The organism is Thioalkalivibrio sp. ALE25 (genome assembly GCF_000377285.1).
Lineage (GTDB): Bacteria > Pseudomonadota > Gammaproteobacteria > Ectothiorhodospirales > Ectothiorhodospiraceae > Thioalkalivibrio.
This window is the reverse complement of sequence record NZ_KB897927.1, coordinates 20,267-45,783: the sequence shown is the minus strand read 5'-3', so window position 1 is coordinate 45,783 and position 25,517 is coordinate 20,267. Positions and strand designations below refer to the sequence as shown.

Here is a 25,517-nt window from a genome sequence, read left to right as displayed (position 1 = left end):
GCGATCACGCGATGGCGCGCGCCTCGGTCCCGTCCCATTCCGGCCGCAGATTTGCCGGTCGCGGCCGGTCGCGGGCACGGCGGGCACTGGCCACCGCCGCGGCCGCCGCACTGCTCTGGTGGGTCCTGGCCGGCAGCGCCGCCCTGCTGGAACCCCTGGCCCTGCTCGCAATCATCCTGGCCGCGGTCGCGAGCCTGCTGCTGCCGGCCGGGCGGCCGCTGCCGTTGCGACCCGGCGCGCTTCCGGGCCTGCTGGGGTTCTTCCTGCGCAGCTCGTTCCTCGGCGGGCTGGACGTCGCCCGCCGCGCCCTGCACCCGCGCCTGCCGATCCGCCCGGACTTCCTGAGCTACCGCACGGAGCTGGCCCACGGCCCGCCCCTGACCCTGTTCATGGCGGTCGTCAGTCTGCTGCCCGGCACGCTCAGCGTACGCCTGGAGGGGCGCCTGCTGACCCTGCATGTGCTGGACCGTGACGCCGATACACGGGCGGCACTGATCGCCCTGGAACAACGAATCCGCAAGGCATTCCACGACCCGCGTGACCGCCGCGCCAGTGACGACGGAGCCGCTCCATGAGCCTCTTCTATTTGGCCGCCGCCCTGTTCCTGCTCGGCACCATACTGCTCGGACTGGTCCGCGTGCTGCGCGGTCCGGGTTCCGGCGACCGCATGCTGGCTGCACAACTGTTCGGCACCACCGGGGTCACGATCCTGCTGCTCCTGTCGCTGGCACTGGAGGCATCCGCCCTGGTGGACGTGGCACTGGTCTTCGCCCTGCTGGCCGTCGTGGCCGCAGTGGCCTTCGTCCGCCAGCACGGCCTGCCGGAACCACCGGATACCCCGATCCACCGCCAGCCGCCGGACACCCCCGGCCCCGAGAGGCCCCACGATGATCGCTAATGCACTGACCGTGATCCTGATCCTCGCCGGACTGGTGTTCTTCGCGGCCGGCACCGCCGGGCTGCTGCGTTTTCCCGATGTCTATTCGCGCCTGCACGCCCTGACCAAGGCCGACAACGTCGGGCTCGGGCTGGTGATACTCGGACTGATGTTCCAGGCCGGCGGACCGGCGGACATCCTGAAGCTGCTGCTGATCTGGGTGCTGGTACTGGCGGCGGGGACCACGGCCGCGCACATGGTCGCGCAACGCACCTGGACCCACGGGGAGTTCGAGTCGGACCGATGAACGCCCTGCTGGTCCTCTTCGATCTGGTCCTGCTGGCCGGCATCGTCGGGGTGGCCTGGCGCTGCCTGGCGAGCACCGACCTGTTCCGGGCCGTCGTGCTGTTCATCACCTTCGGGCTGCTGCTCGCGCTGGCCTGGGTGCGGCTGGAGGCGCCGGACATCGCGCTGGCCGAGGCGGCCATCGGCGCAGGCATCACCGGCGCCCTGCTGCTGGTGACGCTGGAGCGCCTGCGCAGCATCATGGCCGAGCGCCGCAGCGGGCGGCCGCATACGCCACCGCCCGACCCCACCGGGCCCCATGCCCTGCTGCGCGCCCTGCATGACCCGCCGCCCGAACGTCGGACCTTCCTCCCCGCGCTGACCTTTGCCCTGGTGGTCGGCGGCCTGCTGGTGACCGCGCTGTGGCACCAGCCGCAGTCCGTCGGGCTGGAGCCGGTGGTGGATGCGCACATGGACGTCTCCGGGGTCGATCATCCGATCACCGCGGTGCTGCTGAACTTCCGCGCGTACGACACCTTCCTGGAACTGGCGATCGTGCTGATCGCGCTGCTGGGCGCGTGGTCCCTGGGGCGGCACGACCTGATCCCGGCCCGCCCGGCCCCGGGCCCGATCCTGCCCGGCACCCTGCGGCTGCTGGTACCGGTCGCGATCGTCACCGGGGTGTACGTGCTGTGGGCCGGGAGCCACGCCCCCGGCGGAGCCTTCCAGGCCGGGGCGATCCTCGGGGCAGCCGGCATACTGCTGGTGCTGGCCCGACCACGACAACTGCCGATGGCCCCCGGGGCGCCGCTGCGTCTGGGGATCACCGCGGGTGTCGCGCTGTTCCTGCTGGTGGGGACCTATGGGCTCGTCGCCGGGCACGGCTTTCTCGGCTACGCCGACGCGTGGGCCTATCCGCTCATCATCCTGATCGAGGTGGCGGCGACGCTGTCCATTGCCCTGACCCTGGTGGCCCTGTTCGTGGCCGGCCGCCCGGCCGGAGACGACACATGAACGGGCTGGCGGAGACCGTCGCGCACACCCTGGCCCCGGGCCTGCTGTATCCAACCGGGGGTGCGATCCTGTTCGCCCTGGGCCTGTACGGGCTGATCCGCCGCCACCACCTGGTACTGCGCATCCTGGCCCTGAACATCATGGGCTCGGGCGTATTCATGGTGCTGCTGGGTGTCGCCGCCCGCGGCGAGGGCCCGCCGGATCCGGTGGCGCAGGCCCTGACGCTAACGGGCATCGTGGTGGCGGTCAGCGCAACCGCCTTCGCCCTGGCCCTGGTGGTGCACCTGACGCGGCTGACCGGCCACGCAGTGATGCTGCCCGGGCCGCCCGATGACGACGCCCCGGTGGAGGACATCTCGCGCGAGGAGCACCACGCGGATGGGGGTCCGGCCGAATCGTCCGCCGGCGAGGACCGGTCGGCGTGATCCCGGCAAACCCCGAATGGCTCCCGGCGGGGAGCGCCGGACTGGTCGCGCTGTCACTGGGAGTGGCCGTGCTGGCAACGGCATGGCCGCGCCAGGCCCACCGGATCGGCCTGCTGGGCGCGCTCGCGGTGACGGCCTGGGTGCTGGGTCTGAGCGCGACCTTCCTGCACGCCGGGCCGGACCCGGAGACCGCCGCGACGCGGGTGGCCCTGGGCGGCTGGGAGGCCCCGCTGGGGCTCATGCTGCAGCTGGACGGATTGTCCATGACCCTGCTGGTGCTTACCGCCGTAGTGGCCCTGGCCACCAGCCTCTACAGCCTCGGCTACGTGCACGACCGCATCGAGCGTCGCCAGTTCTGGCCCCTGTGGCTGTGGCTATGGGCCGGGCTCAACATGCTGTTTCTCTCCGGCGATGCCTTCAACCTGTACATCACCCTGGAGGTGGTGTCGCTCTCGGCCGTCGCCCTGGTGGCCTTCACCGGCACGGCCGCCGCGGTCTCCGGCGCGGTGCGCTACCTGCTGGTCAACATCCTCGGCTCGCTCAGCTTCCTGATGGGCGTGGTCCTGCTGTTCGGGGAACACGGGGTACTCGATCTGGTGCTGCTGGAGGCCCGTACCGAAGCGGGCCCGACGGAACGCATGGCGGCGGTGCTGATGACCGCGGGCCTGATGCTCAAGGCCGCCCTGTTCCCGCTGCATGTCTGGCTGGCGCCGGCCCATGGGTCAGCCCCGGCACCGGTCAGCGCGGTCCTCTCCGGGCTGGTGGTCACGGGATCGTTCTACCTGATCCTGCGGCTGTGGATGGGGGTGTTTGCCCCGCTGGCGACCCCGGCCTTCGGCATCCTGGTCGGGCTGCTCGGGGTGGGGGCGCTGATCTGGGGCTCGCTGCAGGCGCTGCGCGCGGGGCGGCTCAAATCCATCGTGGCCTATTCCACGGTCGCCCAGTTCGGCTATCTGCTGGTCGCCTTCCCCTTGATGCTGGTGGACCCGGGCGCCTGGCGGGTGGTGGTGTTCTTCGCGGTGGTCCATGCCCTGGCCAAGGCCTCGGTGTTCCTGGCCGCGGGCACCCTGCAACACGCCGCCGGGCATGACCGCCTGGCCGAGCTGGGCGCGGTACTCCGGGCCCGGCCGCGCACGGTGTTCGCCCTGGGACTGGCCGGGGTCAGCCTGATGGGGCTGCCGTTCACCGGTGGCTTCATCGCCAAGTACCTGCTGCTGGAGGCCGGCCTGGGCACGGTCCTCGCCGGCAGCCTGATCGGCGTGCTGTGGGTGCTGGCGATCGCCGGCGGCGGGCTGCTGGCGGCGGCCTACGTGCTGCGCATGGTGGCCCCGGCATTTCATCGCGGCCGCCGCGACGCCGGCGAGGCAGTGTCACCGTGGATGGACTGGGTCCCGCTGGCTCTGGCCACGGTCGCGGCGCTGGCCGGGCTGGCCGGCGTGCTGACGCTGAACACCCTTGCCCTGACCCCGGGGGCCCCGTGATGGACGGTGGCTGGCTGCTGCTCGCGATCCTGTTCAGCTCGCTGGGACCCGGCATCGCGATCTTCTTCCTGCCGGAGCACCGACAGGGCCTGCGCACCGCGCTGAACCTGGGCGGCGCCGGCACCAAGCTGGCGCTGGTCGGGGTGCTGCTGGCGGGTGTACTGCGCGGTGACGAATACCACTTCAGTCTGCCGCTGATGCCCGGCATCGACCTGGTGCTCGCGGCCGATGCGCTGTCGCTCCTGTTCGCCAGCCTTTCGGCCGTGCTGTGGTTCGTAACCACGGTCTACGCCATCGGCTACCTCGAGGGCTCACCGCGACGCAGCCGCTTCTTCGGCTTCTTCTCCCTGTGCGTCAGCGCGACGGTGGGGATTGCCCTGTCCGGCAACCTGATCACCTTCCTGATCTTCTACGAGATCCTGACCCTCGCGACCTGGCCCCTGGTGGTTCACCGCGGCACGCCGGCGGCCCTGCGGGCCGGACGCCTCTATCTCGGCTACACCCTGACCAGCGGGCTGGTGCTGTTCACGGCCATCGTCTGGCTCACGCTGCTGGCCGGGGCCGAGGGCTTTACCCCGGGCGGCTACCTCGAAGGCCTCGCGGAGACTCACTCGGTGACGCTGCAGGTCCTGTTCGTGCTGCTGATGGTCGGCTTCGGGGTCAAGGCCGCGCTGGTGCCGCTGCACTCCTGGCTGCCCATCGCCATGGTCGCGCCGGCGCCGGTCAGCGCGCTGCTGCACGCGGTGGCGGTGGTCAAGGCCGGAGCCTTCGGCATCATCCGCGTGGTCAACGATGTCTACGGGGCGGAACTGGCGATCGAGCTGGGCCTGACGGCCGGGCTGCTGGTGATCGCGGCGGTCACGATCATCTATGGCTCCATTCAGGCCCTGCGCACCGACGACCTGAAGCAGCGCCTGGCATTCTCCACCGTGAGTCAGGTCTCCTACATCATCCTGGGCGTCGCGCTGGCCGGGCCCCTGGGGGTCATCGGCGGGCTGGTACACCTGGTGCACCAGGGCATTACCAAGATCACACTGTTCTTCTGCGCCGGCAATTTCGCCGAGACCCTGGGCATCCATCGCATCAGCGAGCTCGACGGCGTGGGCCGGCGCATGCCGCTGACCATGCTGGCGTTTACCGCGGGCGCGCTGGGCATGATCGGCCTGCCGCCCCTGGCCGGTTTCGTGACCAAGTGGCACCTGGGGCTGGGGGCGCTGGAGGCCGGCATGCCCTGGATCCTCGGAGTGCTGGTCCTGTCGAGCCTGCTGAACGCGGCCTATTTCCTGCCCCCGGTGATCCGGGGCTGGCTGGGCGAGCGCCGCGAGCCGTGGCATGAACCCCTGCAGGCCCATGCCGGCCCGACCCGCTTCGAGACCCACTGGATGCTGCTGTTCCCGGTGGTCTTTACCGCCGCGCTGGGGCTCCTGGTCGGGCTGTTTGCCGGGCTGGGGCTGAGCCCGCTCGGCTGGGTCAGCCTGATCGTCCAGCGTGACTATGCGCTGCCGGAGTTCGGGCTGTGAGCGGGGCCGCGCTGCTGACCGTCCCGCTCGTGCCGCTGCTGCTGGCGGTGTTCATTGGCCTGCGTCCGGGGCGGGCGCGGCTGAACCGCCTGGTGCCCTGGGCGGCGCTCCCCGGCCTGGCGCTGGCCGCCCTGGCCCCGCCCGGGCTGGAGGCGACCCTCTCCGGCCTGCTGATGGGCACCCACCTGGCGGTCGACCCGACCGGCCGGGCCTTCCTGGGCCTGACCGCGGGCCTGTGGCTGGCCGCCGGGCTGTTCGCGCTCTCCGATCGGCGCGACGATCCCCGGCGGCATCGCTTCTATGTGTTCTGGTTGCTGGCCCTGGCCGGCAACCTGGGCCTGATCCTGGCGCAGGACGCGATCGCCTTCTATTTGTTCTTTTCCCTGATGAGCCTGTCGGCCTACGGACTGGTGATCCATTCCGGCAAGCCGGAGGCCTGGCGGGCCGGACGGGTGTATCTGATCCTCGCGGTAATGGGCGAGGTGTTGCTGTTCGCGGGTCTGGTACTGGCTGTCCATGCGGCGGGGCAGTCCAGCCTGGCGGCCGTGGCCGCGGCGCGCCCCGAGGGCTGGGCATTGGTCCTACTGGTCCTGGGGCTCGGCATCAAGGCCGGCATGCTACCGCTGCATTTCTGGCTGCCGCTGGCCCACCCGGCCGCACCGGTACCCGCGAGCGCCGTGCTGTCCGGGGCGATGATCAAGGCCGGCCTGCTGGGCTGGATGCGCCTGCTGCCAATCGACGCCGCCGGCCACGCCGTGCTGGGCGAGGCGCTGGTCCTGCTGGGCCTGGCGGCGGCCTTCCTCGGCGTACTGGTCGGGGTGCTGCAGGTACGGCCGAAGACCCTGCTCGCCTACTCCAGCATCTCGCAGATGGGGCTGATGACCACGGGTATCGGCCTCGCCCTGCTGCTGCCGGAGGCGCGCGGCTGGCTGCTGGCAGCGGTCACGCTGTACGCCGTGCATCATGGCCTGGCCAAGGGGGCGTTGTTCCTGACCGCCGGCATGCAGCGGCAGTGGCCGGTCACCCGCCCGGCGCGGACCGCCTTTGCACTGTTCACGCTGTTGCCGGCGCTGGCCCTGGCGGGCCTGCCCTTCACCAGTGGCGCGCTGGCCAAGAACGCGTTGAAGGAGCCGCTGGCGGCGGAGGCCCTGTCGGGCTGGCTGGCCCATACCGAGTGGCTGCTGACCCTCGCGGCGGCCGGCACCACGGTGCTGCTACTGCGCTTCCTGTGGCGCTGGCGGGCGGATCTCGAGACCGCGGCCGACGGCCTCGACCGACCGCGCTGGTGGGCCTGGGGCGGCCTTTCGCTGATGGCACTCCTGCTCCCGCTCGCAACCTTGCTGGCCGGCCCCACGGCCCTGCCCCTGAGCGTCCATGACCTGTACGGCTCGTCCCTGCTGTGGCCGGTCATGCTGGGGCTGGGCCTAGCCCTTCTGGCCTGGCGCGGGGTTCGCGACCGCGAGACCCCGCGCGTGCCGGAGGGGGATCTGGCCGTGCTGGCCGAGGCCGCCTGGGACGGCGCCCGCCGCACTCGACGCCGCCTGGCATTGCCGGGGCCCTGGCCACCCCGGATACCGGCCCGCATGCGTGCGCTGCGCCTGGGCGCGCGCCGTCGCCTGGAGGCCGCCGAGCGCATGTTGACCCGCTGGGAGACCATCGGGCTGCTGTTTTCCGCAGCGATGCTCGGGCTCTACCTGACGCTGCTCGCCGGATAAGGCCGCCCTCGAGCGAGGCACGAAAAAGGCCGGCCCGGGACTGCCCCGGGCCGGCCTTCAGGCGCCGTTCCTATTGCGGGCTGGAGCTCAGTTCTGATCGATGAAGTCCGCGGTGAAGTCGGCCACGTCGTCCGCGAAGAAGTCACGGAAGAAGTGCCCCGCGCCGTCCACGGTCATCAGGGTGATGTCACCGCTGTCCTTCACCGCCTCGACCTTCTCCGGCAGGTCCGGCACCACGTCGTCCTCGGAACCCGTGATCACCAGCGTCGGGATCTGCATCCCGCGGATCACCGTCGGGGTGTCGTTCTGGCGGGTCGGCTCGTAGTAGCCGAGGAAAGCGCGCGGGGTCACGTCCAGCTCCTCGCAGTAGAGGAAACGCACGTCCTCCATCAGGGTCTCTTCCTGGCCCATGCGCTGGAGCTCGCGGGCCTGATCCAGGAGCACCTGAAGCGGCATACCGCTTTGTTCCTCGTACTCGCTCGCAGCCTCGTCCTCGTCGAAGGTGGACGCGGCCACCAGCACCAGGGCGCGGATGCCGTCCGGGTCATGCTCGGTCAGGTAGCGGGCCACCTGGTTGCCACCGCGCGAGTGGCCGAACAGGGTGACCGGACCATAGCCCTCGTCCTGCAGCCATTGATGCCACAGGCTCAACTCCTGCAGATGGTCATCGACGCCGTGACGCACCGGGGCATCGCATTCGAACATCCCCTCGCGCGCGTCGATGCCGTAGCTCAGATTGACGGACAGGGTATTCAGACCATGGTCCGCCAGCAGATCCTGCACCGCGGCCATCACCTCCATGCGCCCGTGCGCCAGGGTGCCGTGCAGCATCAAGACCACCCCGTCGGAGGGGCTCGCCCCCATGCCCTCCTTCATATGACCGATCAGGGTTCGGTCATCGTGTTCCAGCGTAACCTTCTCCGCCGCCATCACGTTCGAGGCCGCGACCAATCCGGCCACTGTCAGGGCAGCCGTGGCAATCCAGCGAGACATGGGAACCTCCTGTTATTGAGTCGTCCGGAAATAGACTCGTTCGCGCTGGGAAAATTCCACCCCGGCTGCGCGCCATGGCCTGACAGCGCGGGCCGCGCCGGCGCATGATAAGCAGGTCCGGATCCACTGGGTGATACATCTCCGGGAGACCCATGAGCGATCGCGACCCGTCACGCGACTGGCATGCCCTGAAGACCGACGAAGTGCTCCGGCGTCTGGAGACGGACGCGCACGGACTCGCCTCGTCCGCCGCGGAACGGCGGCTTCAGGATGTCGGCCCCAACCGCCTGCCGGAGGCCGCGCGCACCGGCCCCGTCCGGCGCTTCCTGCTGCAGTTCCACAATGTGCTGATCTACGTGCTGATCGCCGCGGCGGTGGGTACCGCGTTCCTTGGTCACTGGCTGGATACCGGCGTCATCCTGGGGGTGGTGCTGATCAACGCCATCATCGGCTTCATCCAGGAGGGCAAGGCGGAGAAGGCGCTGGACGCGATCCGCGGGATGCTCTCGCCCCGCGCCCAGGTCCTGCGTGACGGCCAGCGCCACAGTATTCCCGCAGAGACGCTGGTCCCCGGCGACATCGTGTATCTGCAGGCCGGGGACCGCGTCCCGGCGGACCTGCGCCTGACCGGGGCGCACAACATGCGCATCGACGAGGCCGCGCTGACCGGCGAATCGGTCGCCAGCGACAAGCAGAGCGAGCCGGTGGCGGCCGCATCCGACCTCGGCGATCGCCGCTCGATGGCCTATTCCGGCACGCTGGTGGCCTTTGGCCAGGGCCGCGGGGTGGTGGTCGGCACCGGGGCCGATACCGAGATCGGCCGCATCTCCACCCTGATCGGCGAGGTGGAGACCCTGACCACCCCGCTGCTGCGCCAGATCGCCCAGTTCGGCCGCTGGCTGTCGGTGGCCATCGGCGTCCTGGCGGCGGCGACCTTCGCCTTCGGCTACTGGGTGCGCGACTACGACCTGGTGGAGACCTTCCTCGCCGCGGTCAGCCTGGCGGTGGCGGCGATCCCCGAGGGCCTGCCGGCGATCATGACCATCACCCTGGCGATCGGGGTGCAGCGCATGGCCACGCGCAACGCGATCATCCGCCGCCTGCCGGCGGTCGAGACCCTGGGCTCCGTCACCACCATCTGCTCGGACAAGACCGGCACCCTCACCCGCAACGAAATGACGCTGAAGAGCATCATCACCACGCAGGCGGAGTACGAGCTGGGCGGGGTCGGCTACGAGCCGCACGGCGGCATTACCCGCGACGGCCAGGAGGCGGACCCGGAGGCCGATCCCCTGCTGGCCGAGGTCCTGCGCGGCCTCCTGCTGTGCAACGATGCCGAGGTCTATCTGAAGGACGACCGGTGGACCATGGAGGGCGACCCGACCGAGGGGGCCCTGATCGTCGCCGCGATGAAGGGCGGACTGGAGCCGAAGGCAATCAACGAGCGCTTCGTGCGGGACGACGTGATCCCGTTCGAGTCGTCCTACAAGTTCATGGCCACCCTGCACCATGACCATGAAGGCGGCGCCTTCGTCTTTCTCAAGGGGGCGCCGGAACGCGTGCTGGCCGTATGCAGCCAGCAGCGTACCGCCGATGGCGAGGCGCCCCTGGACGCCGAGCACTGGCAGCAATGGATGGACGGCGTCGCCGCGCGCGGCCAGCGCCTGCTCGCCCTGGCCACCCGGCGCATGGAGGATCACCGCCAGGAACTGGAGTTCTCCGACATCGAGGATGGCGGGCTCACCCTGGTGGCGGTCTGCGGGATCATCGACCCGCCACGCGAGGAGGCAATCGAGGCGGTGGCCCACTGCCAGGAGGCCGGCATCCGCGTGAAGATGATCACCGGCGATCACGGCGTGACCGCGCGCGCGATCGCCGACGAGCTGGGCATCAGCACCGAGGGCGGCGTGGTGGTCGGGCACGAGCTGGAAGGCGCCAGCGACGCGGAGCTCGCGGAGCAGGTCCGGCATGTGGACGTGTTCGCCCGCGCCACGCCGGAGCACAAGCTGCGCCTGGTGCGCGCGATCCAGAGCCACGGCGACGTGGTCGCGATGACCGGCGACGGCGTCAACGATGCCCCCGCGCTCAAGCGCGCCGACGTCGGCGTGGCCATGGGCGTAAAGGGCACCGAGGCCGCGCGCGAGGCCTCGGAGATGGTGCTGGCCGACGACAACTTCGCCTCCATCGCCAACGCGGTGGAGGAAGGCCGCACCGTCTACGACAACCTGAAGAAGGCCATCCTGTTCCTGCTGCCCACCAACGGCGGCCAGGCCTTCACCATCGTCGCCGCGATCCTGCTCGGCCTCACCCTGCCGCTGACGCCGGTACAGGTGCTGTGGGTCAACATGGTCACCGCGGTCACCCTGGCCCTGGCCCTGGCTTTCGAGCCCACCGAACCCGGCACCATGCAGCGCCCGCCGCGGCCACCCAACACGCCGCTACTGTCCGGCTTCCTGCTCTGGCGCATCGGCTTCGTCTCCGCGCTGCTGGTGGCCGGCACCTTCGGCCACTTCCTGTGGCTGGAGCAGCAGGGCGTGGCGGAGGAATTCGCACGCACCGTGGCCATCAACACTCTGGTCATGGGCCAGCTGTTCTTCCTGTTCAACAGCCGCTACATCCTGGAGCCGGCACTGAACCGGGCGGGCCTGTTCGGTAGCCGCCCCGTACTGATCGCGGTCGGCGTGCTGATCGTGCTGCAGGGCCTGTTCACCTACGCCCCGCCGCTGCAGCTGCTGTTCGGCACCACCGCCATCGGGCCGGAGGAATGGCTGCGCATCCTCGCCTTCGGCCTGATCCTGTTCACCCTGGTCGAACTCGAAAAGACGCTGCTGCGCCGGCGCGACTTCAACCCCCACCAGTAGGGTATTCCCGGGAGGCTGCCCATGGCCGCGACAGACACGCCCGTAACTCGATACCCCGCCCCCAACGCCAGCGTTCATACGCCCCCTGCGCTGCACCCGACCGGGGCCTCGCTGGCCCCCCTGTGCGCGCTCGCCCTTGCCCTGTGGGGGCCAGCGGCCCTGGCGGGAGACGCACCCGAATCCCGGGTCGCCTGGGAGGAGCCGGTCGAGGTCGCGCGCGGCGAGGCCTTCCGCGGCCCCTGGCGCATGAACGCCTCGGATTTTCGCTATGTCGACGATGCCTCGGTGGCGATCAATGACCATGGCGACGCGCTGGTCGTCTGGGCCGACCAGGCGCAGCAGGCCCTGTTCCTGCAGCGCTACGACCGCGACGGCCGGGCGGTCTTCGAGCGACCGACCCGGATCAGTGGTGAGCCGGGCACCTTTTCCTGGCTGCCGCGGATCGCGGTCGAACCGACGCCGGACGACGCCGACGTCTTCGACGTGCACCTGCTGTGGCAGGAGATCCTGTTTACCGGCGGCGACCACGGCGGCGAGATCCTGTACGCCCGCTCCCGCGACGGGGGGCGCTCGTTCGAGGAGCACCAGAACCTGTCCCGTTCGCGCGACGGCGCCGGCAAGGGCCGCATCACCGCACAGCGCTGGGACAACGGCAGCCTGGACCTGCTGCTGACGACCGCCGGCGAGGTGGTCGCGGCCTGGACCGAGTACCAGGGTCCGCTGCGTGTCACCTATTCCGCGGATCATGGCGCCTCCTTCGCCGAACCCGTGACCGTCAACCCGGACCCCGCGGTGCCGGCCCGCGCCCCGACCCTGGCACAGGCGCCATCCGGTCGCGTGCTGCTGGCCTGGTCGGAGGGTGACAGTCCGTACGCAGACATCCGGATCGCCCACTCGAACAACCTGGACGCCGGCTTTTCCGAACCGGCCACCGCGCTGGAGCACCCGGGCCATGCCGACGCCCCGACGCTGGTGGTGGACGCGGAGGGCGTTGTTCACCTGGCCTTCGGGGCGATCCCGGCCAACGACCTGGAGGATTACCGGCAGCCCCATTTCCGCCGCGTGCACGTCAGTCGCGCAGATGCCGACAGCCTGGACTTTGCAGCGCCTACCCGGCTCGACGCCGAGGACTGGCCGGGCGGCTTCCCGACCCTGGCCCGGGACGACCGGTGTCTGTATCTGGTCTGGCAGCGCTATCCCCACCCGACCGATCGGCCCTGGGGCCTGGCATTCACCCACGCGCCGCTGAAGTCCGCGCGGTTCGGGCCTGTCGAGGCGGTCCCGGGCACACTCGACACCCCCTACAGCGGGGGCCTGCAGGGGCAGTTGAAACGGCGCATGGCGGTCAACCGCCACGGGGCTATCGCGATTGCTCAGAGCCGCTTCATCCCGGCAAGCCACAGCGACATCCTGCTGATCCGCGGCCAGATCGAGGAGGGCGGATGCCATCCGAACCCTTCTCGCTGATGATTCACGGCGGCGCCGGGCAGATCCGCGAGGCCGGGGATCCACAGACCGCCGGCCGCTACCACGCCGCGCTGCACGCGTTACTGGAGGCCGGTCGCGAGCGGCTGGCGCGGGGCGATACCGCCCTGGATACCGTGGAGTACTGCGCGGCGCGGCTCGAGGACAACCCGCTGTTCAACGCCGGCACCGGGGCCGCCCTGACCCGGGACGGGAGCGTGGAACTGGATGCCGCGATCATGGATGGCGCGGCTCTCGCTGCGGGGGCCGTCGCCGCGGTTCGCGGCATTGCCAACCCGATCCGCCTGGCGCGGGCGATCCTCGACGACGGGGAACATGTGCTGCTGGTCGCGGACGGCGCCGCCAGCTTCGCCCGCGAGATCGGGATGCCGCAGGTGGACGAGGAGACCCTGATCACCCCGCAGCGGCGGGAACAGCTGGAGCGCGCCCTGTGCCAGGGCCGGGTCACACTGGATCATGACGAACCCGCGCCCGGGACTATCGGCGCGGTCGCGCGCGATCGCCACGGCCATCTGGCCGCGGCAACCTCCACCGGCGGGATGACCGGCCAGCGCCCCGGTCGTGTCGGGGACTCGCCGATCCCGGGTGCCGGCGTCTATGCGGACGATCACAGCGCCGCCATCTCCGCGACCGGGCATGGCGAGCATTTCCTGCGCAGTGTGTTTGCCCGGGAACTGGCCGACCGTGTCGAATATCTTGGACTGAGCGCCGCCGAGGCCCTGAACGCGAGCCTGCAGCGCCTGCGGGAGCGGCTCGCGGGCTACGGCGGGGCCATCGTGATCGACCGCAACGGGCGCTGCGCGGCCGGCACCACCACCCCGCGCATGCTCCACGGCTGGATCGAACACGCGGGCCCGAGCCGGACGCGCATCGAACCGCCGGCCCGTTGACCGGGCCACGCCAGCGACCGCGGAATCACCCGACGCGCGGGTCGTGAAACGGCACTTAGTCTCACGCCCCGCGGGGTTCAACCCTGCGCCGCAGTGGCGTTCCAGCGCCGCCCCATGCGGCTGCCCACCCACACGCCGGCGATCCACAGCACCAGTGACACGGCCACATAAAGCCCAGCGCGGCCTGCAGCACCCGACTGCATCAGCCACAGGCTTTCGAGACTGAACACCGAGAAGGTCGTGAAACCGCCGCAAACCCCCGCCAGCATGAAGTGACGAAACACCGGGTCGGCCGGGCGGCAACCGCCCGGCGCGCTGATCACCGCATACAGCCCGATCAGCCACGACCCGGCCACGTTCACGGCCAGCGTGTCCCAGGGAAAGCCGGTTCCGGCCAGGTGCAGCCCGGTCCAGGAGACGCCGTAGCGCGCCATGCTGCCGAGCGCGGCCCCCAGCGCGACGAACAGCGAGAGCCGCAGCGAAAACCCGGTCACGCCGCACCCCCTGCCAGGCGGCCCAGCGCGTGCCCGATGGCCACCAGCGCCAGCCCCCCGCCCAGGGTCAGCAGGACGTAGACCAGCGCCGGGCGCAGGCCGTCCTGCTCCGCGACCCCGACCACCTGCAGGCTGAACGAGGAGACCGTGGTGAAGCTGCCGAGCACACCCACCACCAGCAGCAGCCAGAGCCCGGAGGCCAGCGCCGGCCCCGATGCCCATCCCAGCGCCAGCCCGATCAGCAGCGCACCGGAGGCATTCACCGCCAATGTCCCCCACGGGAAGCGGCCGCCCCCGGTGCGGTTGTCGATCCACTGCGACAGCCAGAAGCGCGCCAGCCCCCCCAGCGCACCCCCGGCTCCCACCAGCAACAGGCCCTCCCACCACGCGATCATGGCGCCATTGTCAGCGGCACCGCCCAACCTGTCGAGCGCCCTGGCCGGCCAGCGCGCGGGCAGGCGTCGAAATCCGGCGGCATTCGGGCTTCACCCTCGTCAGAATGGTAAAGTGCGGGCGCAGTGCGGGCCGTCAGTGGCCCGCCCCTCATTCAAACCGCTTAGGTCGCAGGAGCATCATGGCGCAGTACATCTTTACGATGAACGGCGTGGGCAAGATCGTCCCGCCGAAGAAGTACATCCTCAAGGACATCAACCTGAACTTCTTCCCGGGCGCCAAGATCGGCGTGCTGGGCTACAACGGTGCGGGGAAATCCACCCTGCTGCGCATCATGGCGGGCGTGGACACCGAGATCGTCGGCGAGGCGCGGCCGCAGCCGGGCATCAACATCGGCTACCTGCCGCAGGAGCCGCAGCTCGACGAGAGCAAGGACGTGCGCGGCAACGTCGAGGAGGCCGTAGCCCCGATCAAGGAGGCGCTGGCCGAGCTGGATCAGGTGTATGCCGCCTACGCCGAGGCGGATGCGGACTTCGACGCCCTGGCCGCCAAGCAGGGCGAGCTGGAGGCGAAGATCGAGGCCGCCGATGGCCACAACCTCGAGCGCAAGCTGGAGGTGGCCGCGGACGCCCTGCGCCTGCCGCCGTGGGATGCCGACGTGAAGACCCTGTCCGGGGGGGAACGCCGCCGCGTGGCGCTGTGCCGCCTGCTGCTGTCCAGCCCGGACATGCTGATCCTCGACGAGCCGACCAACCACCTGGACGCCGAGTCCGTGGCCTGGCTGGAGCGCTTCCTGCAGGAGTTCCAGGGCACCGTGGTCGCCGTCACCCATGACCGCTACTTCCTCGACAACGTGGCCGGCTGGATCCTCGAGCTGGACCGCGGCCAGGGCATCCCGTTCCAGGGCAACTACTCGCAGTGGCTGGAACAGAAGGAAAAGCGCCTGAAGCAGGAAGAAAAGGCCGAGGCCGCCCGCGTGAAGGCGATGGAATCCGAGCTCGAGTGGGTGCGCTCCAACCCGAAGGGCCGGGGTGCCAAGAGCAAGGCGCGGCTGAAGCGCTTCGAGGAGATCGCCTCCACCGACTACCAGAAGCGCTCCGAGACCAAGGAGATCTACATCCCGCCGGGCCCGCGCCTGGGCGACAAGGTGCTGGAGGTGGAGAACCTGTCCAAGCACTTTGGCGACCGTGTGCTCTACCAGGGCCTGTCGTTCTCCGTGCCGCGCGGCGCGCTGATCGGTGTAATCGGCCCGAACGGCGTCGGCAAGACCACCCTGTTCCGCATGATTGCCGGGCAGGACCAGCCGGACGACGGCTCGATCGAGCTGGGCGAGACCGTGCAGCTGGCCTACGTGGACCAAAGCCGCGACGCGCTACAGGACGAGAAGACCGTCTGGGAGGAAATCTCCAACGGCCAGGACATCATCCAGGTCGGCAACTTCCAGATGCCGTCACGCGCCTACGTCGGCCGCTTCAACTTCAAGGGCACCGACCAGCAGAAGCGCATGAAGGAACTGTCCGGGGGGGAACGCAACCGCGTGCATCTCGCCAAGCTGCTGCAAAGCGGCGGCAACTTCCTGCTGCTCGACGAACCGACCAACGACCTGGACGTGGAGACCCTGCGCGCGCTGGAAGAGGCCCTGCTGGACTTCCCCGGCTCCGCGATCGTGATCTCGCATGACCGCTGGTTCCTGGACCGCATCGCCACCCACATCCTCGCGTTCGAGGAGGACGGCAACGTGGTGTTCTTCGACGGCAACTACCAGGAATACGAGGAAGACCGCCACAAGCGCCTGGGCGCCGAGGCCGACCAGCCGCACCGGGTCAAATACAAGCGACTCGCCTCCTGACCTACCCCCCGAAGGCCCGGCACCCGCCGGGCCTTCGTCTTTCCGCCCCCGGAACATTGGCCATATGGTCATCGCCAATGCCTGCTGCATCGGGCCGGCCTGCGCCGAGGCTACGGGCGAATCGGCCGGGTCTGCTCCAGAAATGCCTCCGTAAAGCCTTCCAGCTCTGCATCTTCGATCAGCCCTTCGCGCCGCATACACAGGAACTGATCCAGCGCCTTCGAGCGGGCATGGCCATCGAAGATGAATGCAAGCCGCTCGTTCGCTTCGTTCAGCTGCTGATAGAGATCCAGAAAGCGTTCGTGATTCGAGCGGTCTTCCTGTTCCATTGCCGCCCGGCAATCGGCCAGGGCGCGCTCGCAGTAGCGATCCAGCGCGGTCTTCTTCAACTGGCTGAACCGTTTCCAGTCCGATTCCTTGATCATCCCGGAGGCCTCCTGAAATTCGACACGTCAGGGGGTCAGGCGGATGCACGCCCAACAGCTGGGAAATGATGCAGCGGCCGCAGCCGCTCCGCCAACCTTATCGGCGATCGCAGCTCGCGGTCAGGCGCCCGTCCACTGGCTCGGTGGTCATCCCGGTATCGACGAACCGGCCTTCGGCATGCAGTTCACCGCCATCAATCCGGATCAGCGGCTCCGACGCACCGCCGGCGGCGCTGATCCACTGCCCGCCCATGCGCGTCCGATTGGCCTCCAGCACCTCGCCCCCCGCACGAAAATCGCCAAACTGGGCCGAAATCGAATGCGTCAGCATCCCGGCGACCTCGTTGCGCGAAGCAAACACCCGCAGCGGACCGCGGTCAGTATCGGCGCGCGCCACCAGCGTCTGGTAGCGATCATCCGCATCACCGGAGAAATCGCAGACCTCCATCTCCAGCACGTATTCCTCGCCATCCAGGATCAGGGTCGCGGCCTCGGCCGCTTGCGCATTCACGGAAACCAGAGAAACGGCCAACACCGACAGCAAACCGCCAGGCAATACCAGCGCACGACGCATGCGGGAACTCCTTTGCAGGGATGGGTACGGAATGGAAGCTTACCCCATTCCACTGCGCACCCCCCGAGGCCCGGCAGGGGGTCGCTCTCAACCGCTGGCGCTGCGCCGATGGCTGCTTGCGGTCGGGCATGCATTCCCTTCCCCCGGAATCTGGTCCATATTCACATGACGCAGTCGCTGAGCAGGGCCCCGTTCGCGGGCCGGTCGGGCGTCGGGGCGGAGGGCGATGCAGGAATCCTTCGGCAGCACAGCAAGCGCGGACGCCGCCGAGTGCCGCGAAGGGCAGCGCCTGCCGCCCGAACGCATCGCGACCTGCCGCCTGCAGCTGCACCCGGGCTTCACGCTGGACGACGCCGCCGAGGTCGTCCCCTATCTGGCGCGGCTGGGCATCTCGCACGTGTATCTCTCGCCGATCCTGCAGGCGGTGCGCGGCAGCACCCATGGCTACGATGTCGTCGACCCCTCCCGGGTCAACGACGAACTCGGCGGCGAGGCGGCGCGCCAGCGCCTGTGCGCGGCGCTGGAGGCCGCCGGGATGGGGCTGGTTCTGGACATCGTACCCAACCATATGGCGGTGGCCGGAGACCAGAACCCGTGGTGGTGGGATGTGCTGGAGAACGGCCCGTCCAGCCGGTTCGCGATGCATTTCGACGTGGACTGGGAGTCTTCCGAGGAGCGCTGGCCCAACAAGGTCCTGCTCCCGGTGCTGGGCGATCATTACGGCCGCGTCCTCGAGGCTGGCGAGATCCGGCTGCAATACGAGGGCGGACTGTTCGACCTGGCCTATTACGAGCACCGCTTCCCGCTGGATCCATCCTCGCTCAATGACCTGCTCGACCGCGCCGGTCGCGCCACGGGCATCGATTTTCTGGGCTTTCTCGCGGAATCCTGTGCCCGCCTCCCGCAGCCCTGGCTCACCGGGCCCGATTCCGCAGAACGCCGGCACCGCGACCAGGGCGTCATTCGCCAGTTGCTGGACGAAATCACCCGCGACGACCCGGCGGCCGGCGAGGCCATCGCGGCCGAGGTGGCCCGGATCAACGCCGACCCCGATGCCCTGGACGCGCTGATCGAGAAGCAGAACTACCGGCTGGCTTGGTGGCGCACCGCCGGGCGCGACCTCGGCTACCGCCGGTTCTTCGACATCAATGACCTGGCGGGGCTGCGCCAGGAGCGGGAGGACGTCTTCCAGGCCGTGCATGCACTGCCGGTGCGCTGGGTGGCGGAAGGTTCGGTGCACGGCCTGCGGGTCGACCATCCGGATGGCCTGCGCGACCCCGGGCAGTACTTCAGCCAGTTGCGCCGCGCCTGTCCAGGCACCTGGATCGTCGCCGAAAAGATCCTCGAGCCCGACGAGCCGTTGCCGCGCGACTGGCCAATCGCCGGCACCACGGGCTACGACTTCCTCAACCGCGTGCAAGGGCTGTTCGTGGACCCGACCGGCGAGGCCCCGCTGACGCGGCTGTTCGAGGAGATCACGGGCGAAGACGCCGACTACCCGGGGCTGATCTACGAATGCAAGCGCCAGGTGCTGAAGGACCTGCTCGGCAGCGAGCTGAACCGCCTGAGCTCGCTGTTCGTGGCGATCTGCGAGCAACACCGGCGCCACCGCGACTACACCCGCCACGAGCTGTACCTCGCCCTGCTGGAGGTGGCCGCCTGCTTCCCGGTCTACCGCACCTACCTCGCCCCGCGCGAAGGTGGCGTGATGGCAGCCGACATCGCCCATGTCGAGATGGCGATCGAGCAGGCCGCCACGCGCCGCCCGGAACTGGACAGCGAACTGCTGCAGTTCCTGCGCGACCTGCTCCTGCTGCGCATCCCCGGCGAGCGCGAGACCGAGCTCGCCCTGCGCTTCCAGCAGCTGACCGGCCCGGCGATGGCCAAGGGCGTGGAGGACACCGCGCTGTACCGCTTCCACCGCCTGACGGCCCTCAACGAGGTCGGCGGTAACCCCGGCCGCTTCGGGCTATCGGTGGACGAATTCCACGCGGCCAGCGCCCGCGCCCGGGCCCAACACCCCGAGGCCATGCTGACCACTTCGACCCATGACACCAAGCGCAGCGAGGACATGCGCGCCCGGCTGCTGCTGCTTTCGGAGATCCCGGAGGCATGGGCCACAGGCGTGCGCGGCTGGATGCACCAGAACGCACGCCACCGCACCGGTGAATGGCCGGACCCGGCGATCGAGTATCTCTACTATCAGACCCTGGTAGGCGCCTGGCCGATCGACGCCGAGCGCATGACGGCCTACCTGGAAAAGGCCGCACGCGAGGCCAAGCAGCAAACCAGCTGGACCCAGCCCCAGGAGGACTACGAACAGGCCCTGCGCGCGTTCGTGGCCGGGACCCTGGAAGACCCCGGGTTTCGCGAGGCGCTGGAGTCATTCCTGCGGCCGCTGGTCGCCCCCGGCCGCACCAACAGCCTGGCGCAGACGCTGATCAAGCTCACCGCCCCCGGGGTCCCGGACCTCTACCAGGGCAGCGAACTGTGGGACCTGAGCCTGGTCGATCCGGACAACCGCCACCCGGTGGACTTCGCCACGCGTGCCCGGCTGCTGGAAGAACTTGAGCACCTGAGCCCGGCACAGATTCAGGCGCGCGCGGACGCGGGCCTGCCCAAGCAGTGGGTGGTGCAGCAGGCGCTGGCCCTGCGCCGACGTCACCCGGAATGGTTCGGCCCGGATGCCGCGTACACCCCACTGCGCGCCAGCGGCGAACGCGCCAGTCACGTGATCGCCTACCTGCGCGGCGAAGGGGCGCTGGTGCTGGTACCGCGTCTGGTGCTCGGGCTGGGGGGCGACTGGCGCGACACTCGGATGACGGTACCCTCCGGCATCTGGCGCAACCGCCTGTCCGGCATGACGCTGCAAGGCGGCGAACACCCGGTCGCGGAGATCCTGGCAACGTTTCCGGTGGCCCTCCTCGAACGCGAGCAGGCCACGCCATGACGACCGTGCGCGTGTGGGCCCCGGAGGCGAATCGGGTCGAGTTGGAATGCGGGGGCAATTACATGCCGATGGACCGCCAGGCGGATGGCTGGTGGTCGCTGGAGACAGAACACGTGGTGCACGGCAGCGACTACGCCTTTCGCGTCGACGGCAACGGCCCGTTCCCCGATCCGCGCTCCGCCTGGCAGCCGCAGGGCGTGCACGGCCCGTCGCGCTGGCTGGACCATGCCCGCTTCGTCTGGCACGACGCCGGATGGCAGGCGCCGCCGCTGGCCGCGGCGGTGATCCAGGAGATCCACGTCGGCACCTACAGCCCGGCCGGCAGCTTCGACGGCGTGACCGAGCGGCTGGACCATCTGGCCGCGCTCGGCGTGACCCATCTGGAACTGATGCCAGTGGCGGAATTCCCCGGCGCGCGCGGCTGGGGCTACGACGGGGTGAACCTGTATGCCCCGCATCACGCCTACGGGGGCCCCGAAGGTCTGAAACGTCTGGTCGATGCCTGCCACCGCCGGGGCATCGCGGTGCTGCTGGACGTGGTCTACAACCACCTCGGCCCGGACGGCAACTACCTGGCGCAGTTCGGCCCGTACTTCACCGACCGCTACCAGACCCCCTGGGGCGAAGCCATCAATCTCGATGGCCCGGACAGCGATGCCGTGCGCCGCTTCTTCATCGACAACGCCCGGATGTGGCTGCGCGACTACCACCTCGACGGCCTGCGCCTCGACGCGGTGCACGCGATCGTGGATACCTCGGCCACCCATTTCCTCGAACAACTCGCCGCCGAGGTGCAGCACCTGGGGCGTGAGCTCGGACGACACCTGGTGATCATCGCGGAGAACGACCGCAACGACCCGCGCGTGACCCGGCCGGTGGAGGTCGGCGGCTACGGCCTGGACGCGCAGTGGAACGAGGACTTCCACCACGCCCTGCATGCCCTGCTGACCGGCGAGTCCGACGGCTACTACGCGGATTTCGGGGACCTCGCGGATCTCGCCCGGGTGCTGACCCGGGGCCTCGCCTACGACGGCCGCTACTCGCCCTACCGTCGGCGAACCCACGGTCGCCCGGCGTCCGACCTGCCCGGGCGGCGCTTCATCGGCTGCCTGCAAAACCATGACCAGATCGGCAACCGGGCGCGCGGCGACCGCATCGGTGCGCAACTCGCCCCCGGCCTGCTGGAGATCGGGGCCGCCCTGGTGCTGACCAGTCCCTTCGTGCCCCTGCTGTTCCAGGGCGAGGAATGGGCGGCCACCGCCCCGTTTTTGTATTTCACCGATCATGTCGATGCCGAGCTCGGACGGGCGATCCGCGAAGGCCGCCAGCGCGAGTTCGCGGCCTTCCTGCGCGATCCCCGCGACATCCCCGATCCACAATCCCGCGAGACCTTCGTACGCTCCCGGCTGGACTGGGACGAGCGGGAACGCGCACCCCATGCCCGGATCCTGCGGTGGTATCGCGCGCTGATCGCCCTGCGCCACACCCACTGGACCTTCGCCGCTGACCGCCTGGAGTCGATCGAGGTGCGCTTCGACGAAGCGGCGCGCTGGCTGCAGATGCAGCGACCGGGCCTGCTGCTGGCCTGCAATCTGACCCCGGCCCCGCAACGCCTGGACTGCCCGGGGGCCCGGAGGCTGCACAGCCTGTTGTGTTCCGATGCGGGTATCGTGGTGGAGGCGGAGCGTCTGAGCCTGCCCGGCGAATCCGTGGTGATCCTGGGGACTGACCGATCCACGTGGGCCACCTTGCGTGGCGAGGGAGTGATGCAGTGACGCTGTCCGACCGCCCCGTACAACGCATCGACGGCTACCTGCCCATCGAGGATCACGGCCTGATCGGGAATTGCACCACCGCCGCGCTGGTTGGGCGCGACGGCGCCATCCCCTGGATGTGCGTGCCCCGCTTCGACTCCGAGCCCCTGTTCTGCGCCTTGCTGGACCATCAGCGCGGTGGTGCCTTCCGCGTGGCCCCGGAACCGCTGCTCGCCTCGCACCAGCGCTACATCCCGGACACCGCCGTGCTGATTACCGAGATGACCGGCCCGGAAGGCCGGGTTCGCATCACCGACTGCCTCCCCCTGCGCGCGGGGGCGGACCTTTCCGAGGACGCCCCCGCCGGGCGCAACGAACTCCTGCGCCGGATCGAGGTGCTGGAGGGCCGGGTACGCCTGCGGGTGCAGATCGCGCCCCGCGGTGGCGCGAGCGTTGCGCCGCATGGCGCCGGCCTGCGCCTGGCCCTGCACCACCAGCCGGATCTGGACCTGGCGCTGAGTGCCTCCTTGCCACTGGCGGCGCTGGACAGCCTGCATGAGCTCGAGGCCGGCGAGCAGCATCACCTGCTGCTCGGTTGGGGGCCGCATACGCACCGGTTCCAGGCCCGCACCCCGCAGGAACTGCTCGAGGCCACGCTGCTGGTCTGGAGACGATGGATGCGGCACTTCGATTATGAAGGTCCGCGGGAAGTCCTCGTCCGCCGCTCGGCGGTCACCCTCAAGCTGATGGACTACACCGCCACCGGGGCGATGATCGCGGCCCCCACATCTTCCCTGCCGGAGGCGATCGGCGGCCCCCGCAACTGGGATTACCGCTACGCGTGGATCCGTGATGCGGCGTTTTCGGTCTATGCGATGAGCGATATCGGCATGACCCACGAGGCCGCCGGTTTCATCGGCTGGGCCCTGGACGCGGTGGATCGCGCAGGCTGGCCACGCGTGCTGTACGACGTGGACGGCCACCTCCCTCAACCCGAGCGCAGCGACCCCGAACTGGAGGGCTACCGCGGCTCGGGTCCCGTACGCTGGGGGAATGGCGCAGTGGAGCAGCGTCAGCATGACGTGTTCGGCGAGATCCTCGACTGCGCCTGGCGCTGGGTACGCTGGGGCGGCACGCTGGACGATCACCTGTGGGGGCGCCTGAGACGCCTGGTCGAATCCGCCAACACGGAGTGGAAAAATCCCGACCACGGGATCTGGGAAGTGCGCACGGCCGGACGCCCCTTTACCTACTCCGCCGCCCTCTGCGCGGTCGCGCTGGAACGCGGGGCCGCGCTGGCCGAAGCCAATGGCATGGAAGGAAGCAGTGCCCTCTGGCGGGCCGAGGCGCAGCAGATCCGTGAAGCGATCCTGGAGCAGGCCTGGGATCCCGAACTCCAGAGCCTCACCGAGCATCTGGGTGGCGGTGGCATTGACGCGAGCCTGCTGGCCCTGCCGGGGCGCGGTGTCATTCCCGCGGATCACCCGAAGATGATCGCCACCACCGAGGCCGTCGTGCGACGCCTGGGTGCCGGAAATGGCCTGCTCTACCGCTATCTGCCGGAGGAGTCCCCGGACGGCCTGCCCGGACACGAGGGTGCGTTCGTGCTGTGCAGCTTCTGGCTGGTGGACAACCTGCTGGGACAGGGTCGCCTGGACGAGGCCCAGGCACTCTACGACTCGCTGTGCGAACGCACCAACCACCTGGGCCTGCTGCCGGAACAGATCGACCCGACCAGCGGCACCTTCCTCGGCAACTTCCCGCAGGCCTTCAGCCACGTCGGCCTGATCGCGACCGGCATCAAGCTTGCACGGGCGTTAAAGAACGCCAGTACCAACGGGCCCTGAAGGCCCGAGCCACAGCCGGATGCAGAACGGCCCCGGGCCCGGTTCACTCGGTCGGCATCATCGAGGAGTGGTGGTGGACGATCTTCCACTCGCCGTCGCGGTTTTCGTAGACGAAGGTGTAGCGCGCGGGGACGTCCTTGGTCTCGCCGCCGTCGGTGACGCGGAAGGTATAGGTGCCGGCGTCGGTCAGCTTGTTGCAGCCGAGCTTCACGTTGCGGGTGTTGATCGTCCCGAAGGGCTTCTTCTCGAGGAAGTGCTCGAAGTAGTCCTGGATCTCGGCGTGCGTGGTTCGCGGGACGTTGGAAACCGTCGGCAGCAGGACCGCGTCCTCGGCATAGCGCTCGGTGACCTTGCGCGCATCCCCGGTCTGCAGGGCGTCGTTCCACCCCTCGAACAGTTCCTCGGCCAGGCGGCGGGTCGCGGGGGCGCAGACCACGCAGCTCTCGTTCGGCGGGGTGTCGATGGCGCCGAACGCCGGATCGCCACCCGTCCCGGTCACCGGGTGGTGCTGGTCGCGATGCGAGGCGCTCAGGCTCAGGCGCGCACGGGGCGACTCGTCGGCATTGATGAACTGGGTGCCGCTGATACGCGGCCGGCTGCTCGTGGTCACTGACTGATCTCCGCATACGGCCATTGCCGGCCGGATAAAACGTGAATTATAAGGGACCCTGGAGGGGCTGTCAGGGCGCCGGTCGCGGGCCGCCTGGTCAGCTCGCCTGCGCCTTGAACGCGGCCAGCAGGTCCTCGACCTGACCGCGCACCCGCGCCTCGTCCTGGATGGCAAAATCCAGGAAGGTCTGGGCCACGACCGACAGGACCTTCTGTCTGGGGTGGACGATGTGCCACTGGCGGTGGATCGGGAAATGCTCCACATCCAGCAGCGCGACCGGCCCCCCGGCCCCTTCCGCGCTGAGGGTATGCAGCGACAGCACGGCAATCCCCAGGCCCCCGATGACCGCCTGCTTGATCGCCTCGTTGGAGCCGAGCTCCATGCGCACGGTGGGGTTGATGCCGTGCTCCTGGAACAGCTTCAGGGTCGCCTCGCGGATGCCGGAACCCGGCTCGCGCATCAGGAAGGTCTCCTGCTCCAGGCGTTCGATCGGGATGTTGCGCTGCCCCGCCAGCGGGTGGTCGCGGCTGGCCATCACCACCAGCGGGTTCGGCGCGAACGGGTAGACGGCGATATCGGTCAGCCGCTCGGGTACGTGCCCGATGATGTACAGGTCATCGTCGTTGCTGGCCAGGCGATCCAGCACCCGGTCGAAGTTGCTGACCTCCAGCGACAGCTCGATATCCGGATAGCGCTTGGCGAACTGCCCGAGGATCGTGGGCGCGAAATACTGCGCCGTGGTGATCACCGCCAGACGCAGGCGCCCGCGCTTCAGCCCGTGCATCTCCGCGAGCTTCATCTCGAGATTGGTCAGCGCCCCCAGCATCTCGCGGCAGGTGTCGTACAGCAGCAGCCCGACCTCGGTCGGGAAGGCCTTGCGTCCGACGTATTCGAACAGCGGCAGGCCGAGCGCACCGGAGAGCTTCTTGATCTGGATGGAGACGGTCGGCTGGGTCAGATAGAGCTCTTCCGCCGCCCGGGTGAAACTGCCCAGGCGCACGATCGCCTCGAACACCTGCAACTGGCGCAGGGTCGCATGCCGGATCAGATGCGCGGGCAGCTCGGACTTCAACAT

At 69.5% G+C, this 25,517-nt stretch carries 22 protein-coding genes; 15 read left to right on the top strand and 7 right to left on the bottom strand.

Going from position 1 to position 25,517, the window contains the following annotated elements:
- Positions 1-11 precede the first annotated feature (11 nt).
- From C996_RS0103105 to C996_RS0103070, 8 genes are read left to right on the top strand one after another with little or no spacing between them, the layout of a single operon-like run.
- Positions 12-575: a Na+/H+ antiporter subunit E gene (locus C996_RS0103105; RefSeq protein WP_018866006.1), complete on the top strand. Its 564-nt coding sequence runs from the start codon at positions 12-14 to the stop codon at positions 573-575.
- Entirely contained in the window at positions 572-898 is a 327-nt protein-coding gene (locus C996_RS0103100) for a monovalent cation/H+ antiporter complex subunit F (protein ID WP_018866005.1), read from the top strand. The genes C996_RS0103105 and C996_RS0103100 overlap by 4 nt, the downstream gene beginning before the upstream one ends.
- Positions 888-1,184, top strand: a complete 297-nt coding sequence (locus C996_RS0103095) for a monovalent cation/H(+) antiporter subunit G (protein ID WP_018866004.1) — start codon at positions 888-890, stop codon at positions 1,182-1,184. Before C996_RS0103100 ends, C996_RS0103095 begins: the two co-directional genes overlap by 11 nt.
- Positions 1,181-2,176, top strand: a complete 996-nt coding sequence (locus C996_RS0103090; RefSeq protein ID WP_018866003.1) for a hydrogenase subunit MbhD domain-containing protein — start codon at positions 1,181-1,183, stop codon at positions 2,174-2,176. Before C996_RS0103095 ends, C996_RS0103090 begins: the two co-directional genes overlap by 4 nt.
- Complete coding sequence (locus C996_RS0103085; protein WP_018866002.1) at positions 2,173-2,601, top strand: NADH-quinone oxidoreductase subunit K; 429 nt, start codon at positions 2,173-2,175, stop codon at positions 2,599-2,601. Before C996_RS0103090 ends, C996_RS0103085 begins: the two co-directional genes overlap by 4 nt.
- Complete coding sequence (locus C996_RS0103080) at positions 2,598-4,082, top strand: complex I subunit 5 family protein (RefSeq protein WP_018866001.1); 1,485 nt, start codon at positions 2,598-2,600, stop codon at positions 4,080-4,082. Before C996_RS0103085 ends, C996_RS0103080 begins: the two co-directional genes overlap by 4 nt.
- Positions 4,082-5,602: a complex I subunit 5 family protein gene (locus C996_RS0103075; RefSeq protein ID WP_018866000.1), complete on the top strand. Its 1,521-nt coding sequence runs from the start codon at positions 4,082-4,084 to the stop codon at positions 5,600-5,602. The genes C996_RS0103080 and C996_RS0103075 overlap by 1 nt, the downstream gene beginning before the upstream one ends.
- Entirely contained in the window at positions 5,599-7,317 is a 1,719-nt protein-coding gene (locus C996_RS0103070) for a complex I subunit 5 family protein (RefSeq protein ID WP_018865999.1), read from the top strand. The genes C996_RS0103075 and C996_RS0103070 overlap by 4 nt, the downstream gene beginning before the upstream one ends.
- 87 nt (positions 7,318-7,404) lie before the next feature.
- Here the strand turns inward: C996_RS0103070 and C996_RS0103065 are convergent, their stop codons facing one another.
- The gene (locus C996_RS0103065; RefSeq protein WP_018865998.1) at positions 7,405-8,310 is read right to left on the bottom strand and encodes an alpha/beta hydrolase; all 906 of its coding nucleotides are present in this window, start codon (positions 8,308-8,310) and stop codon (positions 7,405-7,407) included.
- 152 nt (positions 8,311-8,462) lie between these two features.
- On the opposite strand from C996_RS0103065, the gene C996_RS0103060 reads away from it, so the two are divergent.
- The 3 genes from C996_RS0103060 to C996_RS0103050 are packed head-to-tail and all read left to right on the top strand — an operon-like array spanning position 8,463 to position 13,546.
- Positions 8,463-11,171, top strand: a complete 2,709-nt coding sequence (locus tag C996_RS0103060; protein ID WP_018865997.1) for a cation-transporting P-type ATPase — start codon at positions 8,463-8,465, stop codon at positions 11,169-11,171.
- A gap of 21 nt (positions 11,172-11,192) precedes the next feature.
- Positions 11,193-12,638, top strand: coding sequence for a sialidase family protein (locus C996_RS0103055; RefSeq protein ID WP_018865996.1), 1,446 nt, complete (start codon positions 11,193-11,195; stop codon positions 12,636-12,638).
- A complete protein-coding gene (locus tag C996_RS0103050; RefSeq protein ID WP_018865995.1) occupies positions 12,614-13,546 on the top strand; it encodes an isoaspartyl peptidase/L-asparaginase family protein in 933 nt (310 codons plus the stop codon). Before C996_RS0103055 ends, C996_RS0103050 begins: the two co-directional genes overlap by 25 nt.
- Positions 13,547-13,623: 77 nt before the next feature.
- Here C996_RS0103050 and C996_RS0103045 read toward each other — a convergent pair whose 3' ends face one another.
- Positions 13,624-14,040 (bottom strand): CrcB family protein, encoded by a 417-nt coding sequence (locus C996_RS0103045; protein ID WP_018865994.1) that lies wholly within the window; start codon positions 14,038-14,040, stop codon positions 13,624-13,626.
- Positions 14,037-14,435: a fluoride efflux transporter CrcB gene (gene crcB, locus C996_RS0103040; protein WP_018865993.1), complete on the bottom strand. Its 399-nt coding sequence runs from the start codon at positions 14,433-14,435 to the stop codon at positions 14,037-14,039. Before crcB ends, C996_RS0103045 begins: the two co-directional genes overlap by 4 nt.
- Before the next feature lie 179 nt (positions 14,436-14,614).
- On the opposite strand from crcB, the gene ettA reads away from it, so the two are divergent.
- Positions 14,615-16,282 (top strand): energy-dependent translational throttle protein EttA, encoded by a 1,668-nt coding sequence (gene ettA, locus C996_RS0103035; protein ID WP_018865992.1) that lies wholly within the window; start codon positions 14,615-14,617, stop codon positions 16,280-16,282.
- 110 nt (positions 16,283-16,392) lie between these two features.
- On the opposite strand, the gene C996_RS0103030 is transcribed toward ettA, so the two are convergent.
- Together C996_RS0103030 and C996_RS0103025 are read right to left on the bottom strand one after the other, a co-directional pair.
- The gene (locus tag C996_RS0103030) at positions 16,393-16,707 is read right to left on the bottom strand and encodes a hypothetical protein (protein WP_018865991.1); all 315 of its coding nucleotides are present in this window, start codon (positions 16,705-16,707) and stop codon (positions 16,393-16,395) included.
- A 97-nt stretch (positions 16,708-16,804) separates the two neighbouring features.
- Entirely contained in the window at positions 16,805-17,281 is a 477-nt protein-coding gene (locus C996_RS0103025) for a hypothetical protein (protein ID WP_018865990.1), read from the bottom strand.
- Positions 17,282-17,507: 226 nt separating this feature from the next.
- On the opposite strand from C996_RS0103025, the gene treY reads away from it, so the two are divergent.
- From treY to C996_RS0103010, 3 genes are read left to right on the top strand one after another with little or no spacing between them, the layout of a single operon-like run.
- Positions 17,508-20,231 carry a malto-oligosyltrehalose synthase gene (gene treY, locus C996_RS0103020; protein ID WP_018865989.1) on the top strand — a complete coding sequence of 908 codons (2,724 nt, stop codon included), beginning with the start codon at positions 17,508-17,510 and terminating at the stop codon, positions 20,229-20,231.
- Entirely contained in the window at positions 20,228-22,006 is a 1,779-nt protein-coding gene (treZ, locus tag C996_RS0103015) for a malto-oligosyltrehalose trehalohydrolase (protein WP_018865988.1), read from the top strand. Before treY ends, treZ begins: the two co-directional genes overlap by 4 nt.
- Entirely contained in the window at positions 22,003-23,832 is a 1,830-nt protein-coding gene (locus C996_RS0103010; protein WP_018865987.1) for a glycoside hydrolase family 15 protein, read from the top strand. The genes treZ and C996_RS0103010 overlap by 4 nt, the downstream gene beginning before the upstream one ends.
- Positions 23,833-23,875: 43 nt before the next feature.
- Here the strand turns inward: C996_RS0103010 and C996_RS0103005 are convergent, their stop codons facing one another.
- Both C996_RS0103005 and C996_RS0103000 read right to left on the bottom strand, forming a co-directional pair.
- Positions 23,876-24,442 (bottom strand): SgcJ/EcaC family oxidoreductase, encoded by a 567-nt coding sequence (locus C996_RS0103005; protein ID WP_018865986.1) that lies wholly within the window; start codon positions 24,440-24,442, stop codon positions 23,876-23,878.
- A 97-nt stretch (positions 24,443-24,539) separates the two neighbouring features.
- Positions 24,540-25,517, bottom strand: coding sequence for a LysR family transcriptional regulator (locus tag C996_RS0103000; RefSeq protein ID WP_018865985.1), 978 nt, complete (start codon positions 25,515-25,517; stop codon positions 24,540-24,542).